Source organism: Curtobacterium sp. MCLR17_045 (assembly GCF_003234405.1).
GTDB classification, from domain to species: Bacteria; Actinomycetota; Actinomycetes; order Actinomycetales; family Microbacteriaceae; genus Curtobacterium; species Curtobacterium flaccumfaciens.
On sequence record NZ_QKTB01000001.1, the window covers coordinates 335,054 to 355,532 of the forward strand.

At 71.2% G+C, this 20,479-nt stretch carries 19 protein-coding genes; 16 read left to right on the plus strand and 3 right to left on the minus strand.

Annotated elements, in window-relative coordinates; genetic code table 11:
* Positions 1-566 precede the first annotated feature (566 nt).
* The 4 genes from DEJ05_RS01690 (at position 567) to DEJ05_RS01705 (ending at position 8,053) form a co-directional block, all read left to right on the plus strand.
* Positions 567-3,173, plus strand: a complete 2,607-nt coding sequence (locus DEJ05_RS01690) for a carboxylate--amine ligase/circularly permuted type 2 ATP-grasp protein (RefSeq protein WP_258376063.1) — start codon at positions 567-569, stop codon at positions 3,171-3,173.
* On the plus strand, positions 3,173-5,020 hold the full coding sequence (locus DEJ05_RS01695; RefSeq protein ID WP_111109557.1) for an N-acetylglutaminylglutamine amidotransferase: 1,848 nt from the start codon (positions 3,173-3,175) through the stop codon (positions 5,018-5,020). The genes DEJ05_RS01690 and DEJ05_RS01695 overlap by 1 nt, the downstream gene beginning before the upstream one ends.
* Entirely contained in the window at positions 5,017-6,963 is a 1,947-nt protein-coding gene (locus tag DEJ05_RS01700) for a prolyl oligopeptidase family serine peptidase (RefSeq protein ID WP_111109558.1), read from the plus strand. Before DEJ05_RS01695 ends, DEJ05_RS01700 begins: the two co-directional genes overlap by 4 nt.
* A 172-nt stretch (positions 6,964-7,135) precedes the next feature.
* Entirely contained in the window at positions 7,136-8,053 is a 918-nt protein-coding gene (locus DEJ05_RS01705; RefSeq protein WP_220036990.1) for a GNAT family N-acetyltransferase, read from the plus strand.
* A gap of 20 nt (positions 8,054-8,073) precedes the next feature.
* Here DEJ05_RS01705 and DEJ05_RS01710 read toward each other — a convergent pair whose 3' ends face one another.
* Complete coding sequence (locus DEJ05_RS01710; protein ID WP_111109559.1) at positions 8,074-8,928, minus strand: aminoglycoside phosphotransferase family protein; 855 nt, start codon at positions 8,926-8,928, stop codon at positions 8,074-8,076.
* A gap of 116 nt (positions 8,929-9,044) precedes the next feature.
* On the opposite strand from DEJ05_RS01710, the gene DEJ05_RS01715 reads away from it, so the two are divergent.
* From DEJ05_RS01715 to DEJ05_RS01725, 3 genes are all read left to right on the plus strand, one after another.
* A complete protein-coding gene (locus DEJ05_RS01715; protein ID WP_111109560.1) occupies positions 9,045-9,569 on the plus strand; it encodes an NUDIX domain-containing protein in 525 nt (174 codons plus the stop codon).
* 34 nt (positions 9,570-9,603) lie between these two features.
* A complete protein-coding gene (locus tag DEJ05_RS01720) occupies positions 9,604-9,972 on the plus strand; it encodes a hypothetical protein (RefSeq protein WP_111109561.1) in 369 nt (122 codons plus the stop codon).
* Positions 9,973-10,083: 111 nt separating this feature from the next.
* On the plus strand, positions 10,084-10,299 hold the full coding sequence (locus tag DEJ05_RS01725; protein WP_111109562.1) for a hypothetical protein: 216 nt from the start codon (positions 10,084-10,086) through the stop codon (positions 10,297-10,299).
* An 8-nt stretch (positions 10,300-10,307) separates the two neighbouring features.
* Here the strand turns inward: DEJ05_RS01725 and DEJ05_RS01730 are convergent, their stop codons facing one another.
* On the minus strand, positions 10,308-10,499 hold the full coding sequence (locus tag DEJ05_RS01730) for a hypothetical protein (protein WP_111109563.1): 192 nt from the start codon (positions 10,497-10,499) through the stop codon (positions 10,308-10,310).
* A gap of 102 nt (positions 10,500-10,601) precedes the next feature.
* Between DEJ05_RS01730 and DEJ05_RS17770 the strand changes: the two genes are divergently transcribed.
* The 9 genes from DEJ05_RS17770 (at position 10,602) to DEJ05_RS01770 (ending at position 19,571) form a co-directional block, all read left to right on the plus strand.
* A complete protein-coding gene (locus tag DEJ05_RS17770; RefSeq protein WP_146244991.1) occupies positions 10,602-11,126 on the plus strand; it encodes a hypothetical protein in 525 nt (174 codons plus the stop codon).
* Between the two features lie 278 nt (positions 11,127-11,404).
* A complete protein-coding gene (locus DEJ05_RS01735) occupies positions 11,405-11,749 on the plus strand; it encodes a hypothetical protein (RefSeq protein WP_111102827.1) in 345 nt (114 codons plus the stop codon).
* Positions 11,750-11,993: 244 nt separating this feature from the next.
* The gene (locus DEJ05_RS01740; RefSeq protein ID WP_017887786.1) at positions 11,994-12,710 is read left to right on the plus strand and encodes a GntR family transcriptional regulator; all 717 of its coding nucleotides are present in this window, start codon (positions 11,994-11,996) and stop codon (positions 12,708-12,710) included.
* A 93-nt stretch (positions 12,711-12,803) separates the two neighbouring features.
* Complete coding sequence (locus DEJ05_RS01745; RefSeq protein WP_111109564.1) at positions 12,804-13,826, plus strand: sugar phosphate isomerase/epimerase; 1,023 nt, start codon at positions 12,804-12,806, stop codon at positions 13,824-13,826.
* Positions 13,823-14,776: a 3-hydroxyacyl-CoA dehydrogenase family protein gene (locus tag DEJ05_RS01750; RefSeq protein WP_111109565.1), complete on the plus strand. Its 954-nt coding sequence runs from the start codon at positions 13,823-13,825 to the stop codon at positions 14,774-14,776. The genes DEJ05_RS01745 and DEJ05_RS01750 overlap by 4 nt, the downstream gene beginning before the upstream one ends.
* A gap of 16 nt (positions 14,777-14,792) precedes the next feature.
* Positions 14,793-15,578: an SDR family NAD(P)-dependent oxidoreductase gene (locus tag DEJ05_RS01755; RefSeq protein WP_111109566.1), complete on the plus strand. Its 786-nt coding sequence runs from the start codon at positions 14,793-14,795 to the stop codon at positions 15,576-15,578.
* Between the two features lie 140 nt (positions 15,579-15,718).
* Positions 15,719-17,110: an MFS transporter gene (locus DEJ05_RS01760; protein ID WP_111088818.1), complete on the plus strand. Its 1,392-nt coding sequence runs from the start codon at positions 15,719-15,721 to the stop codon at positions 17,108-17,110.
* Positions 17,107-18,813: a dihydroxyacetone kinase family protein gene (locus tag DEJ05_RS01765; protein ID WP_111109567.1), complete on the plus strand. Its 1,707-nt coding sequence runs from the start codon at positions 17,107-17,109 to the stop codon at positions 18,811-18,813. The genes DEJ05_RS01760 and DEJ05_RS01765 overlap by 4 nt, the downstream gene beginning before the upstream one ends.
* Complete coding sequence (locus DEJ05_RS01770; protein ID WP_111109568.1) at positions 18,810-19,571, plus strand: triose-phosphate isomerase family protein; 762 nt, start codon at positions 18,810-18,812, stop codon at positions 19,569-19,571. The genes DEJ05_RS01765 and DEJ05_RS01770 overlap by 4 nt, the downstream gene beginning before the upstream one ends.
* Here DEJ05_RS01770 and DEJ05_RS01775 read toward each other — a convergent pair.
* Positions 19,564-20,406, minus strand: a complete 843-nt coding sequence (locus DEJ05_RS01775; RefSeq protein ID WP_111109569.1) for an NAD(P)H-binding protein — start codon at positions 20,404-20,406, stop codon at positions 19,564-19,566. The two genes, DEJ05_RS01770 and DEJ05_RS01775, sit on opposite strands and share 8 nt — an antisense overlap.
* Positions 20,407-20,479: the final 73 nt, after the last annotated feature.

The following is a 20,479-nucleotide window of genomic DNA, read 5'->3' on the forward strand; positions in this document are numbered from 1 at the left end:
GTTGCGCGCGTGGTGCGCGCTTGTGGCGGCGCACGGTGCGTGGAACTTCGCACGGGGTGAAGAGGTGCGCACGGTGCGGTCGGGAGGCGTGTGGTGGGCTGGTGTCGTGCCTCCCGTCCGCCTGTGCGTGGCGTCCACAGCACGGTGCGGGGTGCGTGGGCTGGTGCGGGGTTGCGCGCGTGGTGCGCGCTTGTAGCGGCGCACGGTGCTTGGAACCTCGCACGGGGTGAAGAGGTGCGCACGGTGCGGACGGGAGGCGCGTGGTGGGCTGGTGTCGTGCCTCCCGACTGCGGGTGGTGCGTCCACAGCACGGTGCGGCTTTCGCGGGCTGGTGCGGGGTTGGCGCGGGTCGCACGGTGCGGGGTGCGCGGGCTGGTGCGGGGTTGCGCGCGTGGTGCGCGCTTGTAGCGGCGCACGGTGCGTGGAACCTCGCACGGGGTGGCGCGCCTCGCACGGTGCGGGCGGGAGTTCAGTGCTCGTGACGCTCGGTGGACGTGCGTGTTACGGGCACGAGTCAGGCGGTGTGCCGCGGTGCGCACCACAGCCGCCGCGCGTAGGTTCCAGCCATGAGTGCAGAGCTGACGCTCGGCGCCGAGGAAGAGCTGCACCTCATCGACCTCGAGTCCGGCCGACTTTCCGCGAAGGCCCCGCGCCTTCTGCCCAAACTGCCCACCGACCGCTTCGGCGCCGAGCTGCAGCGCACGACGATCGAGACGAACACCCCGGTGGTGCGGACCCTCGACGACCTGCGGCGGGTGATCGTCGACCTGCGCAGCGAGCTCAGCGCCGCGATCGCTCCGGCCGGGGTCACCATCGCCGCCGTCGGCACCGCGCCGAGGTCGGAGTACGCCGACTTCGAGCTGAGCTCCGGCGGTCGGTACGGCCGGATGCAGGAGCAGTACCGGATGCTCGTCGACGAACAGCTCATCTGCGGCCTGCAGGTGCACGTCGGGGTGAGCGACCGCGACCTGGCGGTGCTGATCGCCCAGCGGGTGGCGCCGGTGCTCCCGGTACTGCTCGCCCTGAGCGCGTCGAGTCCGTTCTGGAACGGGCAGGACACCGGGTACGCCTCGTTCCGCAGCATCATCTGGCAGCGGTGGCCGTCGGCCGGCAGCTTCGGTCCGGTGGAGGACGCCGCCGAGTACGACCGGGTGCTCGACGACCTGATCGCCTCGGGCGTGATCGCCGACAAGAAGATGGCCTACTTCGACGTGCGGCCGTCGTCGCACGCACCGACGCTCGAGCTGCGGGTCTGCGACGCGACCCCGGTGGTGGACGACGCCGTGCTCATCGCCGGACTCTTCCGCGCCGCCGTACGCAAGGCGGAGAAGTCGGTCGTGTCGGGCGCCGAGTGGCACCCGCGCAGTGAACCCCTGCACCGTGCAGCGATGTGGCAGGCCGCCCGCTCCGGGTTGAGCGGGGAACTCGTCGGCCTCGGGCAGCACCCCGAACGGCTGCCCGCCGAGGTCGCGGTGCGCCAGCTCGTGTCCCGCCTGCGTCCGGAGCTCGAGGAGCTCGGCGACTGGGGGACGGTGACGGAGCTGCTCGACGCGACCCTGGCCCGTGGCAACTCCACCGACCGGCAGCGCACCGCGTACGCCGAGCGCGGGGAGATGGACGACGTCGTCGCCCTGGTGGTGGAGGACACCGCGGGGCTCCCGTCCGGACGCGACGAGGACCCGGTGGTCCCGATCCCCGGGTACCGCGTCCGTGCCGGCGACGAGGCGGTCGGCCCCGGGGCGCGCCCCCGTCCGGCGTTCCGTGACCTGGCGGCGTTCTTCGACGGCTGGGACGCCGAGACCGCGATCGAGCGCTGCACCGCCCGCGACGTCTGGACCCGCGAGCACCACGTCGGCTTCGTGGTGGACGGCGGGGCGCAGGCGTTCGGCTGCGACCTGGTGCCCCGGACGATCAGCGCGTACGAGTGGTCGCAGCTCGAGCGTGGCCTGGGGCAGCGTGCCCGCGCGATCGAGCTGTTCCTGCGTGACGCGTACGGCGACCGGCGGATCGTGGCCGACGGCGTGCTGGACGCGGACCACTTCGTCGGCGCGAAGGGCTGGGACCCGGACGCCACCCGGCTGCCGGCGACCGCCGTCCGTGCGCCGGTGCTCGGGTTCGACCTGGTGCGCAACGAGTTCGGCGGCTGGCGAGTGCTCGAGGACAACGTCCGCTCGCCCTCGGGCGTCGCGTACGGCATCGCCCTGCGCGAGCTGATGGACGACGTCGTGCCGGACGCCCCGCGGCCGGCGCACCTGCGCGACCCGCACGGCGTGATCGACCGGCTGCGCCGGACCCTCTGCGCGAACACCACCGCGGTGACGGGCGCGACCGATCCCGTGATCGCGCTGGTCAGCGACGGCCCCGCCGCCGGCGCGTGGTTCGAGCACCGCAGGCTGGCCGACGGGGCCGGGTTGCGCCTCCTGCCCGGGTCGGACCTGGACGTCCGTGACGGACGCGTGGTCGACGCGACGACGGGTGACGTGCTCGACGGGCTGTACCTGCGGATCGACCGCGACGTCAGCGCGCTGACGGCGGAGCACGCTCCCGACATCGGTGCGCGGATCCTCGACGCGGCGGAGGCAGGACGCGTCTACCTGGCGAACGCGCCGGGCAACGCGCTCGTCGACGACAAGGCGATGTACGTCACCGTGCCGGACCTGATCTGGTACTACCTGGACGAGAAACCCCTGCTGGCATCGGTGCCGACGTACCGCACGAGCATCGAGGTCGAACGGCTGTCGGTCCTGGACCGCGTCGGGGAACTCGTCACGAAGCCGGTCGACGGCGAGGGCGGCCGCGGGGTCCTGATCGGACCGAGCGCGAGCGCCCCCGAGGTGGCCGAGCGACGGCGCGAGATCGCGGCCGACCCCGCCGGGTGGGTGGGGCAGGAGGTGGTGCAGCTGTCCTCGCACCCGACGATCGGACCCGCCGGTCTCGACCCTCGACACGTGGACCTGCGGGCCTTCGTGTACGCGACGGGGACCGGACCGGACGACGTGCACCTGGCCGACGTCGCCCTGACGCGCGTCGCGCCCGAGGGCAGCATGGTCGTCAACTCGTCGCAGGGCGGCGGCGCGAAGGACACGTGGATCGTCGGGAACGCCCCGGCGGACACCGACCCCGCCCCGGCGGACACGGACTCCGATGTGGCGGACACCGAGGGAGAGCGCTGATGTGTGGACTCGCGGGTGAGATCCGGTTCGACGGCCGAGCGCCGGACGTCGGGGCGGTCGCCCGGATGACCGGCTGCATGACGCACCGCGGCCCGGACGGCGACGGCCTGTGGGCTCGCGGCCCGGTCGCCCTGGGGCACCGACGGCTGTCCATCGTCGACCTGTCCACCGCGGGCGCGCAGCCGATGGTGCTGGCCGAGGCCGGGCTGACGATCGCCTACAACGGGATGGTCTACAACTACCGGCAACTCCGCGACGAGCTGCACGGCAAGGGGCACCGGTTCGCGTCGACGTCGGACACCGAGGTCATCGCCCTGGCGTACGCCGAGTGGGGCACCGCGTTCGTCGACCACCTGATCGGGATGTTCGCCATCGCCATCTGGGAGCACGGCAGCGGCCGGCTGGTGCTGGCGCGGGACCGGCTCGGCATCAAGCCGCTCTACGTCGCACCCGTCCCGGGCGGCCTCCGGTTCGCGAGCTCCCTGCCGGCGATCCTGGCCGGCGACGCCGGCGACGCCGGCAGCGGAGGCAACGGCAGCACGAGCGGCAGCGGCGGCACGAGCGCCGGCGGCATCGACACGTCCATCGACCCCGTCGCCTTCGCCTCGTACATGAGCTTCCACTCCATCGTCCCCGCACCCCGCACGATCCTGGCCGGCGTCGGCAAGCTCCCGCCGGCGACCGTCCGGGTGATCGAGCCCGACGGCACCGCGCACGACACCGTCTACTGGGAGCCCCGTTTCGAGCGTGACCCCGCCCGGGCCGACTGGTCGGAGCGGGACTGGGAACAGGCGTTCATCGGCTCGCTCCGCACCGCCGTCGAGCGCCGTATGGTCGCCGACGTCCCGGTCGGGGTGCTGCTCTCCGGCGGGATCGACTCGTCCCTGGTGGTCGGGCTGCTCGCCGAGGCCGGGCAGCAGGACCTCGCCACGTTCAGCATCGGGTTCGAAGCGGCGGGCGGTGAGTCCGGCGACGAGTTCGAGTACTCCGACCAGGTCGCGAAGCACTTCGGCACCGACCACCACCGCATCCACATCCCCTCGTCACGGCTGCTCGACGGCATCGACGGTGCGGTCGCCGCCATGAGCGAGCCGATGGTCAGCCACGACTGCGTCGCCTTCTACCTGCTGTCGCAGGAGGTCTCGCAGCACGTCAAGGTGGTGCAGTCCGGCCAGGGCGCCGACGAGGTGCTCGCCGGCTACGACTGGTACCCCCCGCTCGCCGACGTCCCGCGCGACCAGGCGGCCGAGGCCTACCGCTCCGTGTTCATGGACCGCCGCTGGCCGGCGCTGCAGGGCCTGCTCGGGGAGCGGTGGAAGAGCGACGACGACACCCCGTCGGCCTTCGTGGACCGCCAGTTCGCACGGCCGGGCGCGGAGACGAGCGTGGATGCCGCGCTCCGCAGCGACACCACGATCATGCTCGTCGACGACCCGGTGAAGCGCGTCGACAACATGACGATGGCGTGGGGGCTCGAGGCCCGCGTGCCGTTCCTGGACCACGAGTTCGTCGAGCTCGCCGCCGCGATCCCGCCGTCGATGAAGCTCACCGACGGCGGCAAGGGCGTGATGAAGCGCGCCTCGCGCGGGATCGTGCCCGACGCCGTCATCGATCGCAGCAAGGGCTCGTTCCCGGTCCCCGCCATCCGGCAACTCGAGGGCCCGTACCTGGAGCGCGTCCGCGACGCGCTGCACGCACCCGAGGCGCGGGAGCGCGGGCTCTTCGACCCCGCCACCGTCGAGCGGATGCTCCAGGACCCGAACAGCACCAGGACCGCGATCGGCGCCAACGCGCTCTGGCAGCTCGGCCTGATCGAGATGTGGCTGCAGCAGCAGGGGGTGCGGTGACCGTGGGTTCCGTCCGGACTGGAGGCGCGCAGGGCGTCGCGTCGTCGGCCAGCGTCGAGCCGTCGGTCACCACCACGGCCGCGGCCGACCTGGGTGCGCGCCTCACCGCCGCCTGGGGGTCGTGGGGACCGACCATGACCCGGAACGCCCGGCGGGTGGCGTTCGTGAGCGACCGGCACGGCACCCCCGAGGTCTTCGTGCAGGACGTCGTCGTCGACGGCGAGCTGCCGGAACCGGTGCGGATCGCGCTCTCCGACGACCCCGTGATCCGGGTGTCGTGGTCGTCCGACGGGGAGTGGCTCGCCGTCGCCATCGCGACCGACGGCGGCGTGAAGCAACAGGTCTGGGTGGTGCGGCCGGACGGCTCCGACGCCGCGCAGATCGCCGGCTCGCGGTACCAGCACGCCGAACTCGGACCGTGGAGCCGCAGCGGCCACCGGGTCGTCATCACCCTGCCGTCGACCGAGCCCGAGCAGCCGGCCCGCGCGTACCTGGTCGACCCGGTCACCGGGGACCGCGACGACCTGGCCGTGGGGGAGCTCATCCACATCCTCGACCTGTCGGTGGAGGAACGGCTCGTCGTGCTGAGCGACGGGCAGCGCGGCCAGGAGTTCGTCGTGGTCGTCGACCGGCTGACCGACGAGAGCCACGCCCTGTTCGCCGACGACCCCGACGGGTCCGCCGAGATCGCGTTCCTGCGGCCCTCGCCCGCGAGCGAGACCAGCCCGCTCGTCGCCTACGTCGCCACCGAGGCCGGACTGCCCCGCCGCGGACTCGTCGCGCAGCCGGTCGGGCCGCACGGCTGGCGCGGCACACCCCGACGGATCGTCGAGCGCGACGACGCCGAGCTCGAGTACCTGGACGCCGACGACGCCGGCCGCACGCTGCTGCTCGTCTGGAACGTCGACGGTCGCAGCGAACTCGACCTCATCAACACGCACGACGCCTCGCGCACCCCTGTGCCGGACCTGCCCGGGTACGTCGTCACCGACCCCGTGCTCAGCCGCGACGGTCGGAGCGTGCTGCTCGCCGTCGAGGGGCCGACCCGTCCGCGCGAACTGTGGCGGCTCGACACGAACGCGCTGACCTGGAGCCGGGTCACCGACGTGCCGGTGCTGCCCGACGTGCGGCTGGTCGAGCCGACGCTCGAGCGGTTCGCCGCCCGGGACGGACTGGAGCTGACCGGCTGGCTGTACCGGGCCGTGGAGCCGACCGCGTCGGGGACGGGAGCCGACGTCGGAACGCATGTCGGGCCTCCCGGCCGCGCAGCGCTCGTCCACCTGCACGGCGGACCAGAGTCGCAGGAACGACCCACGTTCTCGCCGCAGCACCAGGCGCTCGCCGCCGCCGGGGTGACCGTGTTCGCACCGAACATCCGCGGCTCCAGCGGGTACGGCCACGAGTTCGTGCACGCCGACGACCTGGCGCTGCGGTGGAACGCGCTCGCCGACGTCGTCGACTGCGCGCGGTTCCTGGTGACCAACGGGTACGCCGAGCGGTCCCGGGTCGCCGTCGAGGGACGCTCGTACGGCGGGTACGCGACCCTCGCGTCGTTGGCGTTCACGCCCGACGTGTTCGCGGCCGGGGTCGCGGTGTGCGGGATGAGCGACTTCGCGACCTTCTACCGGGACACCGAACCGTGGATCGCGGCCGCTGCCGCCACGAAGTACGGCCACCCCGTCGAGGACGAGGCCCTGCTCGCGGCACTGTCGCCGATGCGCGCGATCGACGACGTCACGGCGCCGTTGCTCGTCGTGCACGGCGAGCTCGACACGAACGTGCCGATCGGCGAGGCGCACCAGGTGGTCGCGGCGCTGCGGGAGCGGTCGCACGACGTGGAGTACCTGGAGCTCGAGGGCGAGGGGCACGAGTACCGGCGGGCGGCGTCGCAGGCGCTGCTCGTGCGGCGGATGGTCGAGTTCGTGGCGTCGCGGCTGGGGTAGTCGGGGGCGGGGTGCTCGCGCTGGTGCTCGCGCTCGCGCGGGTTCTCCGTGGTGCGAGGTTGCACGCTCGGTGCGAGGTTGTTTCCTCGCACCGGGTGGTCAACTTCGCACCGTGCCGTCACCGGGTGCAACGATGCGTCGGCGGCGCTCGCCGCGGGCGGAGAATGGTGGGATGACGACGACTGCGCCGACCTCGACCGCGCTGCCCCGACCCGGAGAGGTCCTCGTGGCCTCGGCAGCGGACATCGAGCAGGTCGTCCACCGTGCCACGAACCAGTACGCCTCCGGTGTCGTCGCAGACACCGCCGGGTGGGCGGACGGCGATCGTCGGCGGATCGAGGACCTCGGGTTCCGCGGCGGAGACTCCCGCGGCGACGCGCTCCGGACGCTCGACCTGACGATCGCCGACGACGGCACCCCGACACGCATGCTCGACGCACCCGCCATGGCCGCGCTGAACAGCCACCACGCGCGGTTCGCCGAGCGGCGCGGCGACGTCGTCCGCTACCAGACCGACGTGTCGGTGTGGACGGGGATCCCCGAGCAGCCCACCGCGCAGGACTGGGAGGACGTCCGGGCGCTGCTCGGGTCGGGCGGGATGCTCGGCGTCGGCGCGGCTGCCGTCCTGCCCGAGGGGTGGGAGCTCGTCGAGGGTGCCGGCGGCGTGCAGCTGACCGGTGAGGCGATCGAGGGTGCGCCGGACGACGAAGCCGTGGTGCTGACGCCCGACGACGTGCCGGAGATGACCGCCCTGGTGGAGCGGACGAAGCCGGGGCCGTTCCTGCCGCGGACGATCGAGCTCGGCACGTACCTGGGCATCCGGCGGGACGGACGGCTCGTCGCCATGGCGGGGGAGCGCCTGCACCCGCCGGGGTGGACCGAGATCAGCGCGGTGTGCACCGACGAGGCGTACCGGGGGCAGGGGTTCGGGCGTCGGTTGGTGCTCGCCGTCGCGCACGGGATCCGGGAGCGCGGGGAGACTCCTCTGATGCACGCGGCCGCCGGGAACACCGGGGCGATCGGGCTGTACCAGCACCTCGGCTTCCGACTGCGGGACCGTGGGGCGCCGCGGTTCGTGCGGGTGCCGTGAGCTGCGTTCGCGCCTGACCGTCAGAAGGCCGCGAGGGCGCGGCGGAGCATGTCGTGGCCCTGGGCCTCGAAGCCCTCGTCGCCGACTACGTAGGCCCAGGTCGCGGTGCCCACTGCTTCGCGGAGTTGGAGCCAGCGCCACGCGTCCGGAGTGCGCGGATCGTCCCCGTACCCGTCGAAGAACGCCGCTTCGAGGGCGGGATCGTGCTGCCAGTGGAGCACCGCGAGGCGGGTGAGGTCGAAGGACGCGGGGCGCCAGCCGAACCGGCCGAAGTCGATGACGCGCAGCCGTCCGTCGTCCACGATCCAGTTGCGCGGGTGGAAGTCGCCGTGGGTCGGGACGAGGGCCTGCGTCGCGTGGTCGGTCGGGAGTGCGCGCAGTGCCGCTCGTGCGCGGGCGACCACGTCGTCCGGGATCCGGTGCGGGGCGTCGAGCGCGGCCAGTGCCTTCGCCTGCTCGTGCAGTAGGCACGTCGGGTCGTGGCGGGTGTCCTGGTCGTGCAGCCGTCGGAGCACTGCGCCGGCCTGGCGGTGGACGTCGGTGTCGTGCTCGTCCGGGGTCCCGAGGGCGAGGTGCCCGGGGACGCGTTCGAGCACGAGGACGCGGTGTTCCTCGTTCGCGGCGACGAGGGCACCGGTGTCCCCGCTGGCTCGGAGTGCGGCGGTGGCGGTGCGGTGTGCTTCGAGCTCGCGGGGGAAGTGGGTGTTGGTCGGGCCGGAGGCCTTCACGGTGAAGCCGTCGTCGCCAGCGCGGACGTGCAGGACCCTCGTGTCGAGGAGCCCCCAGGAGTCATCGGCCACGACGACGGCATCGGGGAGTGTCTGCTGCACGAACGCGATCTGCTCGTCGTCGAGTCCGGTGTCCCCCCAGTGCACGGCGGCACGTTACCGTCCTGCTCCGACCACTGGAAACCCTCGACAACGTCGCGGCCGCCGATCCGCTGCCACCGCATGTCGACGTTCCGCCTGCCGGTTCGTCCTACGCTGGCGGTGTGGACGAGTGGTGGGATCTTCTTGACGCGGCCGGGGTGCCGATGGGTGGGACGTTCCGGCGCGGTGAAGCGGGTTGGCCGGGCGGGGCGTTCCATCTGGTGGTAACGGTGTGCGTCTACCGGGCCGACGGAACCGTCCTGCTCACGCAGCGGGCTCCGACGAAGGAGTTCGCCTTCGGGTGGGAGTTCCCCGGTGGGAGCGCGTTCGCAGGCGAAACTGGTCCTGCAGCTGCGTGCCGAGAGCTGCTCGAGGAGACCAACGTCACCGTCGAGCCCGAGGCGCTGCGCCGCGTCGGCCGCTTCACCGAGGAGACGGCGCTCGTGGACCTCTTCGTCGTGCAGGAGCCGAATGGGTCCGCGGTGCGAGCGGATCCGACCGAGGTGATGGATTCGCGCTGGGTCTCCCTGTCGGAGGTCACCGCGCTTCGTCAGAGTGGGGTGATGGCAGAACCATGGGGACCGCGGCTGGATGCGCTGTGGCCAGCGGCGATGGCATCGATCCTCGCTGCCCTCGTGGCACTCTAATGACATCCGAGAGACGGACCAGAACAGGAGCCCGATGGCGTTTCGCATCCAACGCGCACCGCTCGGCGACCGCGGCGCGCTGTGGAACCTCGTCCTCATCTGGGTCGTCATCGTCGTCGGGCTGCTCGCCGCGATCGGCTGCGTCGGCTACATCCTGAACGAGAGCCTCATCTCGTACAGCACTTGCGCCGCCCGCACCGTTTCCTGCGGGGATGCCGGCTGGTACAGCAGCATGGGCCTCACCTTCTTCGGCGGCTTCGCGGCAGTCGTCACCGGCGGTGCGTTCGGCATCCGCCGCCACCACCGCGCCAGCGGCGTCTGGTACCCGCTCGCCGGCCTCGGCGGCGCCCTCCTGCTGACCGCGGTCGCCGTCGTCATCCTCAAGGCGGCGACGAACACGTAGGTCGCCGCACCTCGCCGTCGCGGCAGGTAGGGGACGGCCGCAGTCCCCGTTTCAGTGAGCCATCGCCCATCGGGACGTCGGTCGGGTGGTTCCACGGGTACCTTGAGCATCATGACGACTCGCGAGTGGCTGGGCCGACGCCTGCCGCTATGGGCGCTGGTCCTCGTCGGTGTCGTTCTTCTCGGCGTCGCCGCGTCGCTATTGGTCCTCGTCGACTCGATGTTGGTCTTCCTGGCCATCTCGCCACTCACCATCGTGGGGCTGTACACGCTCGCCTATGCCGGCGGGGAGTGGCGACGACGAAGCGACAAGCAGAGCTCCCCGTAGCCGACCCGCTAGCGGTCTTCGCCGTCCCGCAAGCTTTTCAAGCCCGCAAACAGCGGCCACGGCATGAGCACGATCAACAGGAGCCACGACCCGGGGTGGGTGGTGTTGATGATGAGGTTCAGCAGTCCGAGCGCGAGCAAAAGACTGGCTGCGATCACCATGAACCACGCAAACGGGCGCGGATACTTCGGCGGCTTCACCAGCTCAACGTAACGGCGAACACATGGTCTCGCAGAACGATCCTCAACCGGGCGGGTGCCCGGTTGGAACGACCGCCGCGCTCGCCCTATAGCCTCCTTGGCGTGCGCATCTCCGACTTCGACGTCGAGCCCAGAACAGGGTCGCGCTCTGGGGTGGTCGTGCTCGGAATCGCGAGCGCAATCGCCGGAGTTCTCGCGATCATCGGGTGGCCGTTGCCTGTCATCTCGTCGACACATGGCCGAGGTCAGCATGCTTGGGTACGAACCATCCGAGGAGTCCAAGACTGGTTTGCGCACGACGGCTGGCGGATGTCTGGCGCATCGTGGATCTACGGTGCTTTCGCGGTCGTCGCCGCGGCCGCCGTGGTCGTTCTGCTTCATCCTGCTTGGAGCGGCCGCCGCGCCTTGCTCATCGTCGTCGTGCCGGCCGGAGCGTTACTCGTGCTGGGCCCTGCACTGCAATGGGCTCTCGGGTTGCCTTGGTCTAACTACGGAAGCGGGTCGACCGGCGGCACGGTCATTGGCATCGTTGCGACGGTTGTGTGCGGCGCCGTGCTCATGGCCTTCCGTCGGGCAGCGAAGCGAAGGGCCCGACGCGACAAAGATCACGGGACGCTCGCTCACTGACTTGGTGAGCCAGCGGGCGGACTCCCAGGGAGAAGGGCGAGCTGTCGCCCTGACACGTCTCGTAAGCCGATCGGCGGCCGGGCAGCGGCTCGACCGCAGCGGGATCTAGAGTGCGAACTGTGCTCGTTCCGTACGATCCGTCCTGGCCCAACCAGTTCGATGCTGCCGCTGAGGAGATCCAGAAGCTGGGGGGCAAGTCAGGACCCCTCTCCGAACACGATCGGGAAGTGGCACAGGCGCTCTTGGACGATCTGCAGAACGCAATGGGAGGCTAAGCCTTGACACCGACCGAATGGGGCGAGCAGTTCGTGGTCAAGCGCCCTGAATACAAGCAACTGCTCGACGACCCGGTCAATTGGGATGACAACCAGAATCTAATGGAGCACTTGTTCCTAGGTGACGTTGCTATCCAGATCTCCGCCGCATACCGGCTCGATCCCACGGATGCACGCATTCAGATGACGCTTGACGATTTAGATATCGATTATGCCCGCGGCGAGGAATGGTTGCAGAATGCGATAGCTGTATCATTCGTCGAAAGTCTCGGTCGGCGATCTCCTATTGTCGAGATCCTCGGGCCGGAACTGCGCCAAGTTGCTCGGGAGATGTTGCACGTGAAGTAGGCGTCTGATGATGCGGTTCCGTCGTTCAGCTGCGTTTTTTCCTCATGTTTTCCTGAGGCCTTAGCTGATGACCAGTTGACACAAGAGCGCCCTATCGGCGCGCGGGGCGCGGCAATCGAGCAAGCCAATCGGCGACATGAGCGCGTGGTCGAGGCGACGTCAAAGCGGGTGACGGCCGTGATGGCGCAGCGTGGCCCGGAGCCCACCCACCGAGCCCGAGTCGTGGATTCTCTAGGATCGACCCATGTCCACGACCATGCCCGGCTTCGGCACGGAGCGCATCACGCAGCTCGGTCTGCGCGACCGCGTCTACGACCGGGTGCTCGAGGTCCTGATGGGCCACGACGTCGAACCGGGCATGCGGCTGTCGATCGACGGCCTCGCCCGCAGTCTCGGGGTGTCCCCGACCCCGGTCCGCGAAGCCCTGGTCCAACTCGAACGCACCGGCCTCGTCACCCGTGAAGCGAACAAGGGCTACCGGGTCTCCCCGCCCCTGGCCGGCGACCAGCTCGAGGCCCTGTTCGACGCCCGGCTGATCGTCGAGAGCGGCGCCGTCGAGCTCGCGGCCCGCGGGGACGTCGACGGCCTGCGCGAGCGACTGGCGGCAGCGCTCGACGAGCAGGCGGCGGTGGCCGCCGAGGTCGCGTCCGTCGGTGCTGCGCACGCTCCAGAAGAGCTGATGGCCCGCTTCTTCCGCAGCGACTGGCAGTTCCACCAGCTGATCTTCGACGCGACACGGAACCCGTTCCTCGAGGAGATGTCCGAGATCATCACGACGCGCGTGCACCGCATGCGGCAGATCGTCGAGGGTGGCGGGGACGACACGGATCGTGCGGTCCAGGAGCACCGGGCCATCCTGGAGGCGCTGGCTGCGGACCCGACGTCGGCCGTCGCTGCGATGCGGCTCCACATCGACGCCGTCCGGTTGCGTTCGCGCGCGGACGCGTCCCACACGAGCTGAGGCGGAGGGGTTGCGTTCCGGCGTCGTGCGAGTATCTTTCCTATAGGAAAGAGGTTCAAGGCTGAACCACCACGACATGCAAGGGAGCATTCCGTGACCACTCCACAGGACTGGGTCGACCAGGATTGGGATCCCACCACCTGGACGTCGAAGACCTGGCCGATCGCCGCCTGCCTGCACGGGTTCGCGCAGGTCACCCGTGACGGGACGGCCTTCCACGACGCCCCCGCCGAGGTGTGGGACGAGGTGTTCGGGCAGATCGAGGCCGTCGGCTTCTCGCTCGCCGAACTCGCTGACAGCCACATCCGGCCCGCTGACCTCGAAGCCTCGCGCCGCGACGAGCTGTTCGCCGTCGCGAAGGCGCACGGCATCGGCATCCCGTCGGTGCACCTGCAACGCAAGAGCGTCATCCAGCCCGGGCAAGAGGACGAGAACCTGGCCTACGCCCACCGCACCATCGACGCGGCGGCCGAGTGGGGCATGCAGGTCTTCTCGACCGGGCTGCACCAGCCGTTCACCGACGCCCAGAAGCGCGCGCTCTGGTTCTGGACGGCACCGGGCCCGAAGGACCCCGACGACCCCGAGGTCTGGAACGCGGCGGTCAAGCGCCTGCGGGAGCTCGGCGAGCACGCTGCGAGCGTCGGGCTGCCGATGGCGCTCGAGCTGTACGAGGACACGTACCTCGGCACCGCCGACAGCGCGGTCCGCCTGGTCGAGGAGATCGGGCTCGACAACGTCGGGCTGAACGCGGACGTCGCGAACCTCATCCGTCTGCACCGTCCGGTCGAGGACTGGCGGGAGCTCTTCGCGAAGACCATGCCGTACACGAACTACCTGCACGTGAAGAACTACACGCGTGACGAGGCCGGCGACGGCAGCTGGGCGACGAGCGCGCCGAGCACGATGGAGACGGGCCTCATCAACTACCGCCAGGTCCTGCGCGACGCCGTCGCCGACGGGTTCCGCGGGATCGTCATGACCGAGCAGTACGGCGGGGACAGCCTCGGCGTCTGCGCCACCAACCAGCAGTACATCCGATCCGTCCTCGCGACGACGAAGCTCGACGCGACGGCGACCCCGACTGCAGCAACCAGCACCGAAGGAGCAATCCGATGAGCACCCTCGACATCGCCGTCGTCGGGTCCGGCTACATGGGCGGCGGGATCGCCCAGGTCCTCGCCCTCGCCGGCCACACCGTCCGGATCGCCGACGTCTCGGCCGAGATCGCCCAGCAGAACCTGGAGCGACTGCTCGGCGAGACCGCACAGTTCGTCGCCGACGGGCTGTTCCCCGAGGACGCCGTCGAACGGGTCCGCGCACACCTGAGCGCTGCCGAGTCGATCGAGGCCGCCGTCGCCGACGCGGACTTCATCGAGGAGGCCGTGCCGGAGAAGCTCGAGATCAAGCACGCCACGCTCCGCCGCATCAGCGAGGCCGCCCGCCCCGACGCCGTGATCGGCTCGAACACGTCGACGATCCTGATCGAGTCGCTGGCCGAGGCGGTCGTGGGCCCGGAGCGGTTCCTCGGCGTGCACTTCTCGAACCCGGCGCCGTTCATCCCCGGCGTCGAACTCATCCCGCACCCGACCACGAACGAGCACGCGGTCGAGGTCGGCGAGACCGTCGTCGCCGCGACCGGCAAGCAGTCGGCGCGGGTGAAGGACTCGACGGGGTTCGTCCTGAACCGCCTGCAGTACGCGCTGTTCGAGGAGGCCACGAAGATCGCCGACGAGGGCATCGCGAGCCCCGACGACATCGACACCATCGTGCGCACCACGTTCGGGTTCCGCCTGCCGTTCTTCGGTCCGTTCGCGATCGCCGACATGGCAGGGCTCGACGTCTACGCGTTCTGCTTCGAGTCGCTGCAGACCCGCTGGCCGGAGCGCTTCGCCACTCCGCCGTCGCTGCAGCAGCACGTGGACGCCGGTGAGCTCGGCACGAAGTCCGGCGCCGGGTACCTCGAGGTGCCGGCCGACCGAACGCCCGAGCTCGTGGCCTACCGGAACAAGGCGTACGTCGCGATGCAGAAGCTCCTCGACGAGCTCGGCCCGGCACCGATCCACTGAGCCCGGAGCACGAACCATGAGCACGCAGAACCAGTCAGCCGGCCAGCACCGGGACCGCACCGTCGTCCTCACCGGTGCCGCCTCACCGCGGGGCATCGGCCGCGCCACCGCCCACCACCTGGCCGAGGCCGGGTGGGACGTCGGGATCATCGACCTCGACCAGACGGCGAGCGAGCAGGTCGCCGCCGAGATCCGCGAACAGCACGGCGTGCGGGCCGTCGGTGTCGGTGCGAACGTCGCCGACGAGTCCGCCGTCCGTGCGGCCTTCGACACGATCGAGGCCGAACGCCGGCCGATCACCGCACTCGTGAACCTGGCCGGGGTGTCGTCCGCGCACGCCTACCTCGACCTGCCCGAGGGGGAGTGGCACCGGGTGCTGTCGATCAACCTCGACGGTGTGCACTTCGCCAGCCTGCGGGCGGCGGAGTCGATGGTGCGGTCCGGCTACGGGCGCATCGTGAACCTGTCGTCGGTCTCCGCCCAGCGCGGCGGCGGCACCTTCAGCAAGACCCCGTACACGGTGGCGAAGGCCGGCGTGATCGGCCTGACCCGTGGCCTGGCGCGCGAGCTCGGCCCACGCGGCGTCACGGTCAACGCGATCGCCCCCGGTCCGATCGACACCGACATCATGGGCGGCACCCTGTCCGAGGAGCGGAAGACCGAGATGGCCGCCGACGGCGTCCTGCCGCGCATCGGCACCCCGCGGGACATCGCTGCCGCCATCGCGTACCTGATCAGCGAGGACGCTGGGTTCGTCACGGGCCAGACGCTCAACGTCGACGGCGGCCTGTACATGCACTAGGGCCAGCCGCCCCCGGAACGCGCGCCGACCGGGCGACGCGATCCGTGCCTCCCGTCCGACAGGCCGACAAGCTGACAAGCCGACAGGCCCGACCGCCGGACGCCAGAACGACCGCACCGTGCTCGCAAAGGAGCGAACCCGTGTCACTACCCCCTGCCCCCGCGCTCGGGTCGACGAACGACCCCGGCCTGAAGTCCGCCATCGGCAAGGCGACGAAGCACCTCATGCCGATGCTCGTCATCCTGTACTTCGTCGCGTTCCTCGACCGCACGAACGTCGGCTTCGCCGAAGAGGCCCTCCGCGTCGACCGCGGTATCTCCGACGCCGCCTTCGCCCTGGGCGCCGGCATCTTCTTCATCGGCTACGCGATCTTCGAGATCCCGTCGAACCTGCTGCTCAAGCGGTTCGGTGCGCGCTTCTGGCTCGCCCGCATCGCCGTCACGTGGGGCATCGTCGCCGCACTGTTCGCCTTCACGACGAACGACACGATGTTCATCATCCTGCGGTTCATCCTGGGTGTGACCGAGGCCGGGTTGTTCCCGGGCGTGATCATGTACCTGTCCGAGTGGTTCCCGAACAAGGTGCGCGTGCGCATGTTCGCGATCTTCTACCTGGCGCAGCCGTTCTCGCAGATGATCGGCGCCCCGCTGTCCGGTGGGCTGATCAGCATCGGTGACCAGGTCACCCCGTTCCACGGCTGGCAGGTCATGTTCGCCGGCGAGGGGATCCTCGCGGTGCTGGCGGGCATCGCTGCCCTGGTGTTCCTGACGAACAGTCCGCAGCAGGCGAAGTGGCTCGAACCGGGCGAGAAGGCGTCGCTCACCGCGGCCATGGAGCGCGAGGACACCGCCCGCAGCGAGGACGGCCCGAAGGGCATCTGGCGCGCGATGGCGAGCGGGCGCGTCTGGTACTTCACGATCATCTACTTCTGCCTGCAGGTCGCCGTCTACGGCACGACGTTCTACCTGCCGCAGCAGGTGTCCTCGCTGCTCGGGCAGGACGTCGGCTGGCAGGTCGGTCTGGTGTCCGCGATCCCGTGGCTCGTCGGGCTCGTCGCCTGCTACCTGATCGGGTCGCGTGCGGACTCCGTCGGACGCCGTCGTCGCTGGGGCACCCTGTTCTACGTCACGACCGGCCTGTCGATCCTCGGGTCGGCGTGGGCGGGTGCGAACGGGCAGCCGGTGCTCGGCATCCTGTTCATCACCCTGGCCGTCGCGAGCTTCCTGGCCGTCGGCCCGATCACCTGGGCGTACCCGACGGCGTTCCTGACCGGTGCCGCAGCCGCAGCGGGCATCGGCCTGATCAACTCGCTCGGCAACCTCGGCGGGTTCGTCGCCCCGATCATGCGCACCGCGATCAACGAGGTGGTGCCCACCGACAGCGGTGCGTTCGGCATCGTCTCGCTCGGCGTCCTGGCGTTCGTCGCCGCGGTGATGATCTTCTGCACCAAGTTCTTCCGCGGGGCCAAGGCCGACGAACTGCTCGACACCTCGCACGTCCGCACCACCGACCCGAAGGGCAGCAAGCGATGACCAGACTGTTCAACGACCCGGCGGACTTCGCCGACGAGGCGACCGACGGCTTCGTCGCCGCGAACGAGCGGTGGGTGCGCGGGGTGCACGGCGGGGTCGCCCGTTCCACCACGAGCCCCGACGGCACGGTCGCGGTCGTGATCGGTGGCGGCTCGGGGCACTACCCCGCGTTCGGCGGACTGGTCGGACACGGACTGGCCGCCGGTGCCGCGATGGGCAACCTGTTCGCCAGCCCCAGCGCCCAGCAGGTCACCGGGGTCGCGAAGGCGTCCGAGCACGGTGGCGGTGTGCTGCTCAGCTACGGCAACTACGCCGGCGACGTCCTGAACTTCGACGCCGCGGCGCGCACGCTCGAGGCCGACGGCATCCCGGTGCGGACGGTCCGCGTCACCGACGACGTGACGAGCGCCCCGGCCGACGACCGCGCGAAGCGCCGCGGCGTCGCGGGTGACCTCTGCGTCTTCAAGGTCGCCGGCGCCGCCGCAGAGCGCGGGGACGACCTCGACACGGTCACCGCCGTCGCCGAACGGGCGAACGACCGGACGCGCAGCTTCGGCGTCGCGTTCTCCGGGTGCTCCCTGCCGGGCGCCGAGGAACCCCTGTTCACGGTACCCGAGGGCCGGATGGCGGTCGGCATGGGCATCCACGGCGAGCGTGGCATCGACGAGACGGACGTGCCGTCGGCCGACGGTCTGGCCGAGCTGCTGGTGTCCCGGCTGCTCGACGAACTGCCCGACGGCGTGACGCTCGAGGGCCAGCGGGTGGTCCCGATCCTGAACGGCCTGGGCTCGGTCAAGTACGAGGAGCTCTTCGTCGTCTACCGCTCGGTGCAGCGGCGCCTGGCGGACGCCGGCGTCGTCATCGTGGAGCCCGAGGTCGGCGAACTCGTCACGAGCTTCGACATGGCCGGGGTCTCCCTGACGCTGTTCTGGCTCGACGACGAGCTCGAGGAACTCTGGGCAGCACCCGCGGACACCCCCGCCTACCGCAAGGGCGGTGCCGTCGCCGAACAGCGGGTCGACCCGTCGACCGTGGCGGCGGACGCCGAGGGCGTCGGCATCGGCCCGGCGACCGACGAGTCCCGTGCGGTCGCCGAGCAGGTCGCCGCCGGGTTCGCGGCGGTCCGAGCCGTCCTCGACGAGCACGCCGACGAACTCGGGCGCATCGACGCCGTGGCCGGTGACGGTGACCACGGCATCGGGATGCAGCGGGGATCGCACGCCGCCGACGCCGCAGCCGCCGACGCGGTCAGCCGCGGTGCCGGTGCCGGCACCGTCCTGCTGGTCGCCGCGGATGCGTGGTCCGACAAGGCCGGCGGCACGTCCGGTGCGATCTGGGGTGCCGCCCTGGAGGCACTGGGTCGCGTGGTCGGGGACGACTCGCGTCCGTCGGGTGCCACCGTCGCGCAGGGGGTCCGCGCGGCCACCGAGGCCGTGCTCGCGTTCGGCGCCACCGTCGGTGACAAGACGATGGTGGACGCGCTGGTGCCGTTCGACGAGGTGCTCCACACCCGGCTCGACGCCGGGGCGGCGCTCGCCGAGGCCTGGGGCGACGCCGTCCGTGCCGCCCGCGAAGCCGCCGACGCCACGGAGTCCCTCGTGCCGAAGATGGGCCGGGCGCGCACCCATGCCGACCAGGCCGTCGGCACCGCGGACCCCGGCGCGCTGTCCTTCGCCCTCGTCGTGGAGACGGTCGCCCCGTGATCACCGTCGGGGTGTCGCTGAAGACGTACTTCTCGCACGCCCGGACGCTGTCGTGGGCGGCCGAGGTCGCGGACATCGCCCGGCGACACCCCGCGACACTGTCGAGAGCGGCGACGCTGTTCGTGGCGCCGACGTTCCCGGCCCTCGTCCCGGTGCGTGACCTGCTCGCCGGCACCGGTGTGCAGCTCGCCGCGCAGGACCTGTCGTGGGCCGACGCGGGCGCGTTCACCGGCGAGGTCTCCGGCGCCGAACTGCGGGAGATCGGTGTCGACCTTGTCGAGATCGGGCACGCCGAACGGCGCTCCCTGTTCCACGAGGACGACGCGACGATCGCGGGGAAGGTGCACGCGGCCTTCCGCAACCACCTGCGTCCGCTGGTCTGCGTCGGGGAGCCGGGCCGGGCCTCCGATCCGACCGAGGCCGTGGCGGCGGTGACCGCGCAGCTCGACCGGGCCGTCTCGACCGCCGTCGCGGACGGTCTCGCCGGACCCCTGACCGTCGCCTACGAGCCGGTGTGGGCGATCGGCGCACCGGCACCCGCACCGGACGACCACATCGTGGCGGTGCTCGCCGGGATCGAGCAGCACCTCGGCACCCGGCCCGAGCTGCACGGCAGCACCGTCCTCTACGGGGGCAGTGCCGGACCGGGCCTGCTCACCCGGGGGCAGGGCCGGATCGGCGGGCTGTTCCTCGGACGGTTCGCCCACGACCCCGCAGCGGTCGAGGCGATCCTCGACGAGGTCGCGGCGCTCAGCTGAGCTGGTCACGCACCGGCCGTGGGGCGCGACCGAGCAGTTCGCCGAGCAGCGGATCGGTGCCGGCGAACAGGCCCCGCTCGGCGGCCTGGTACATGCCGAGCAGGAACCCGACCATGTGCGGGTCCTGCCCCGCGGCCAGCGCACGGGCACGCCACTCGTCCTCGCCCAGGGCCTCGAACCCGATCGTCCGACCGGACACCTCGGACGCCTGCCGAGCCAGGTCGGCGAAGGTCGGCGCGTCCGGAGCGGTGAGCGTCACCGGCCCGTCGAACGGCTGGTCGGCGAGCAGGATCGCGGCGGCTGCCTCGGCGGCGTCCTCGCGGGCCGTCCACGACACCGGGCCGTCGACGGGGACGGACACCGTGCCGGTCTCCTGCCACGGGCCCGTCATCCAGGCGGCGCTGTGCGCGTAGAAGCCGTTTCGCAGGCTCGTCCAGGGCAACCCGGAGTCGCGGAGCAGGTCCTCGGTGGCGGCGTGGTGCGCGGCGGGCACGAAGGGCGAACCGTGCGCGGCGCCCTGGTGGCTCGTGTACAGGACCCGGCCGACGCCGGCGTCCACGGCTGCGTCGACCGCGGCACGGTGCAGCGCGACGGCGTCGGCGGCCGGGTCGCTCGACGAGACGAGCAGGAGCTGGTCGGCGTCCGCGAAGGCTGCCGGCAGGGTCTCCGGTTCGGCGTAGTCGCCGCGGCGGACCTCGACGCCGCGGTCGGCGAACCGCTGTGCTCGGGCTGGATCACGGGTCACCACCGCCAGGTCGGACGGCGCGAGGTGCTCGAGCAGGTGGTCGGTGGTCGCGCCGTTGAGGGCTCCGGTGGCGCCGGTGATGACGATCATGACTTCTCCGTATCGGTGAAAACAACTTGTTGGTATCGCTGGTAACACAGTGATAGCACAGATCCGTTATCGT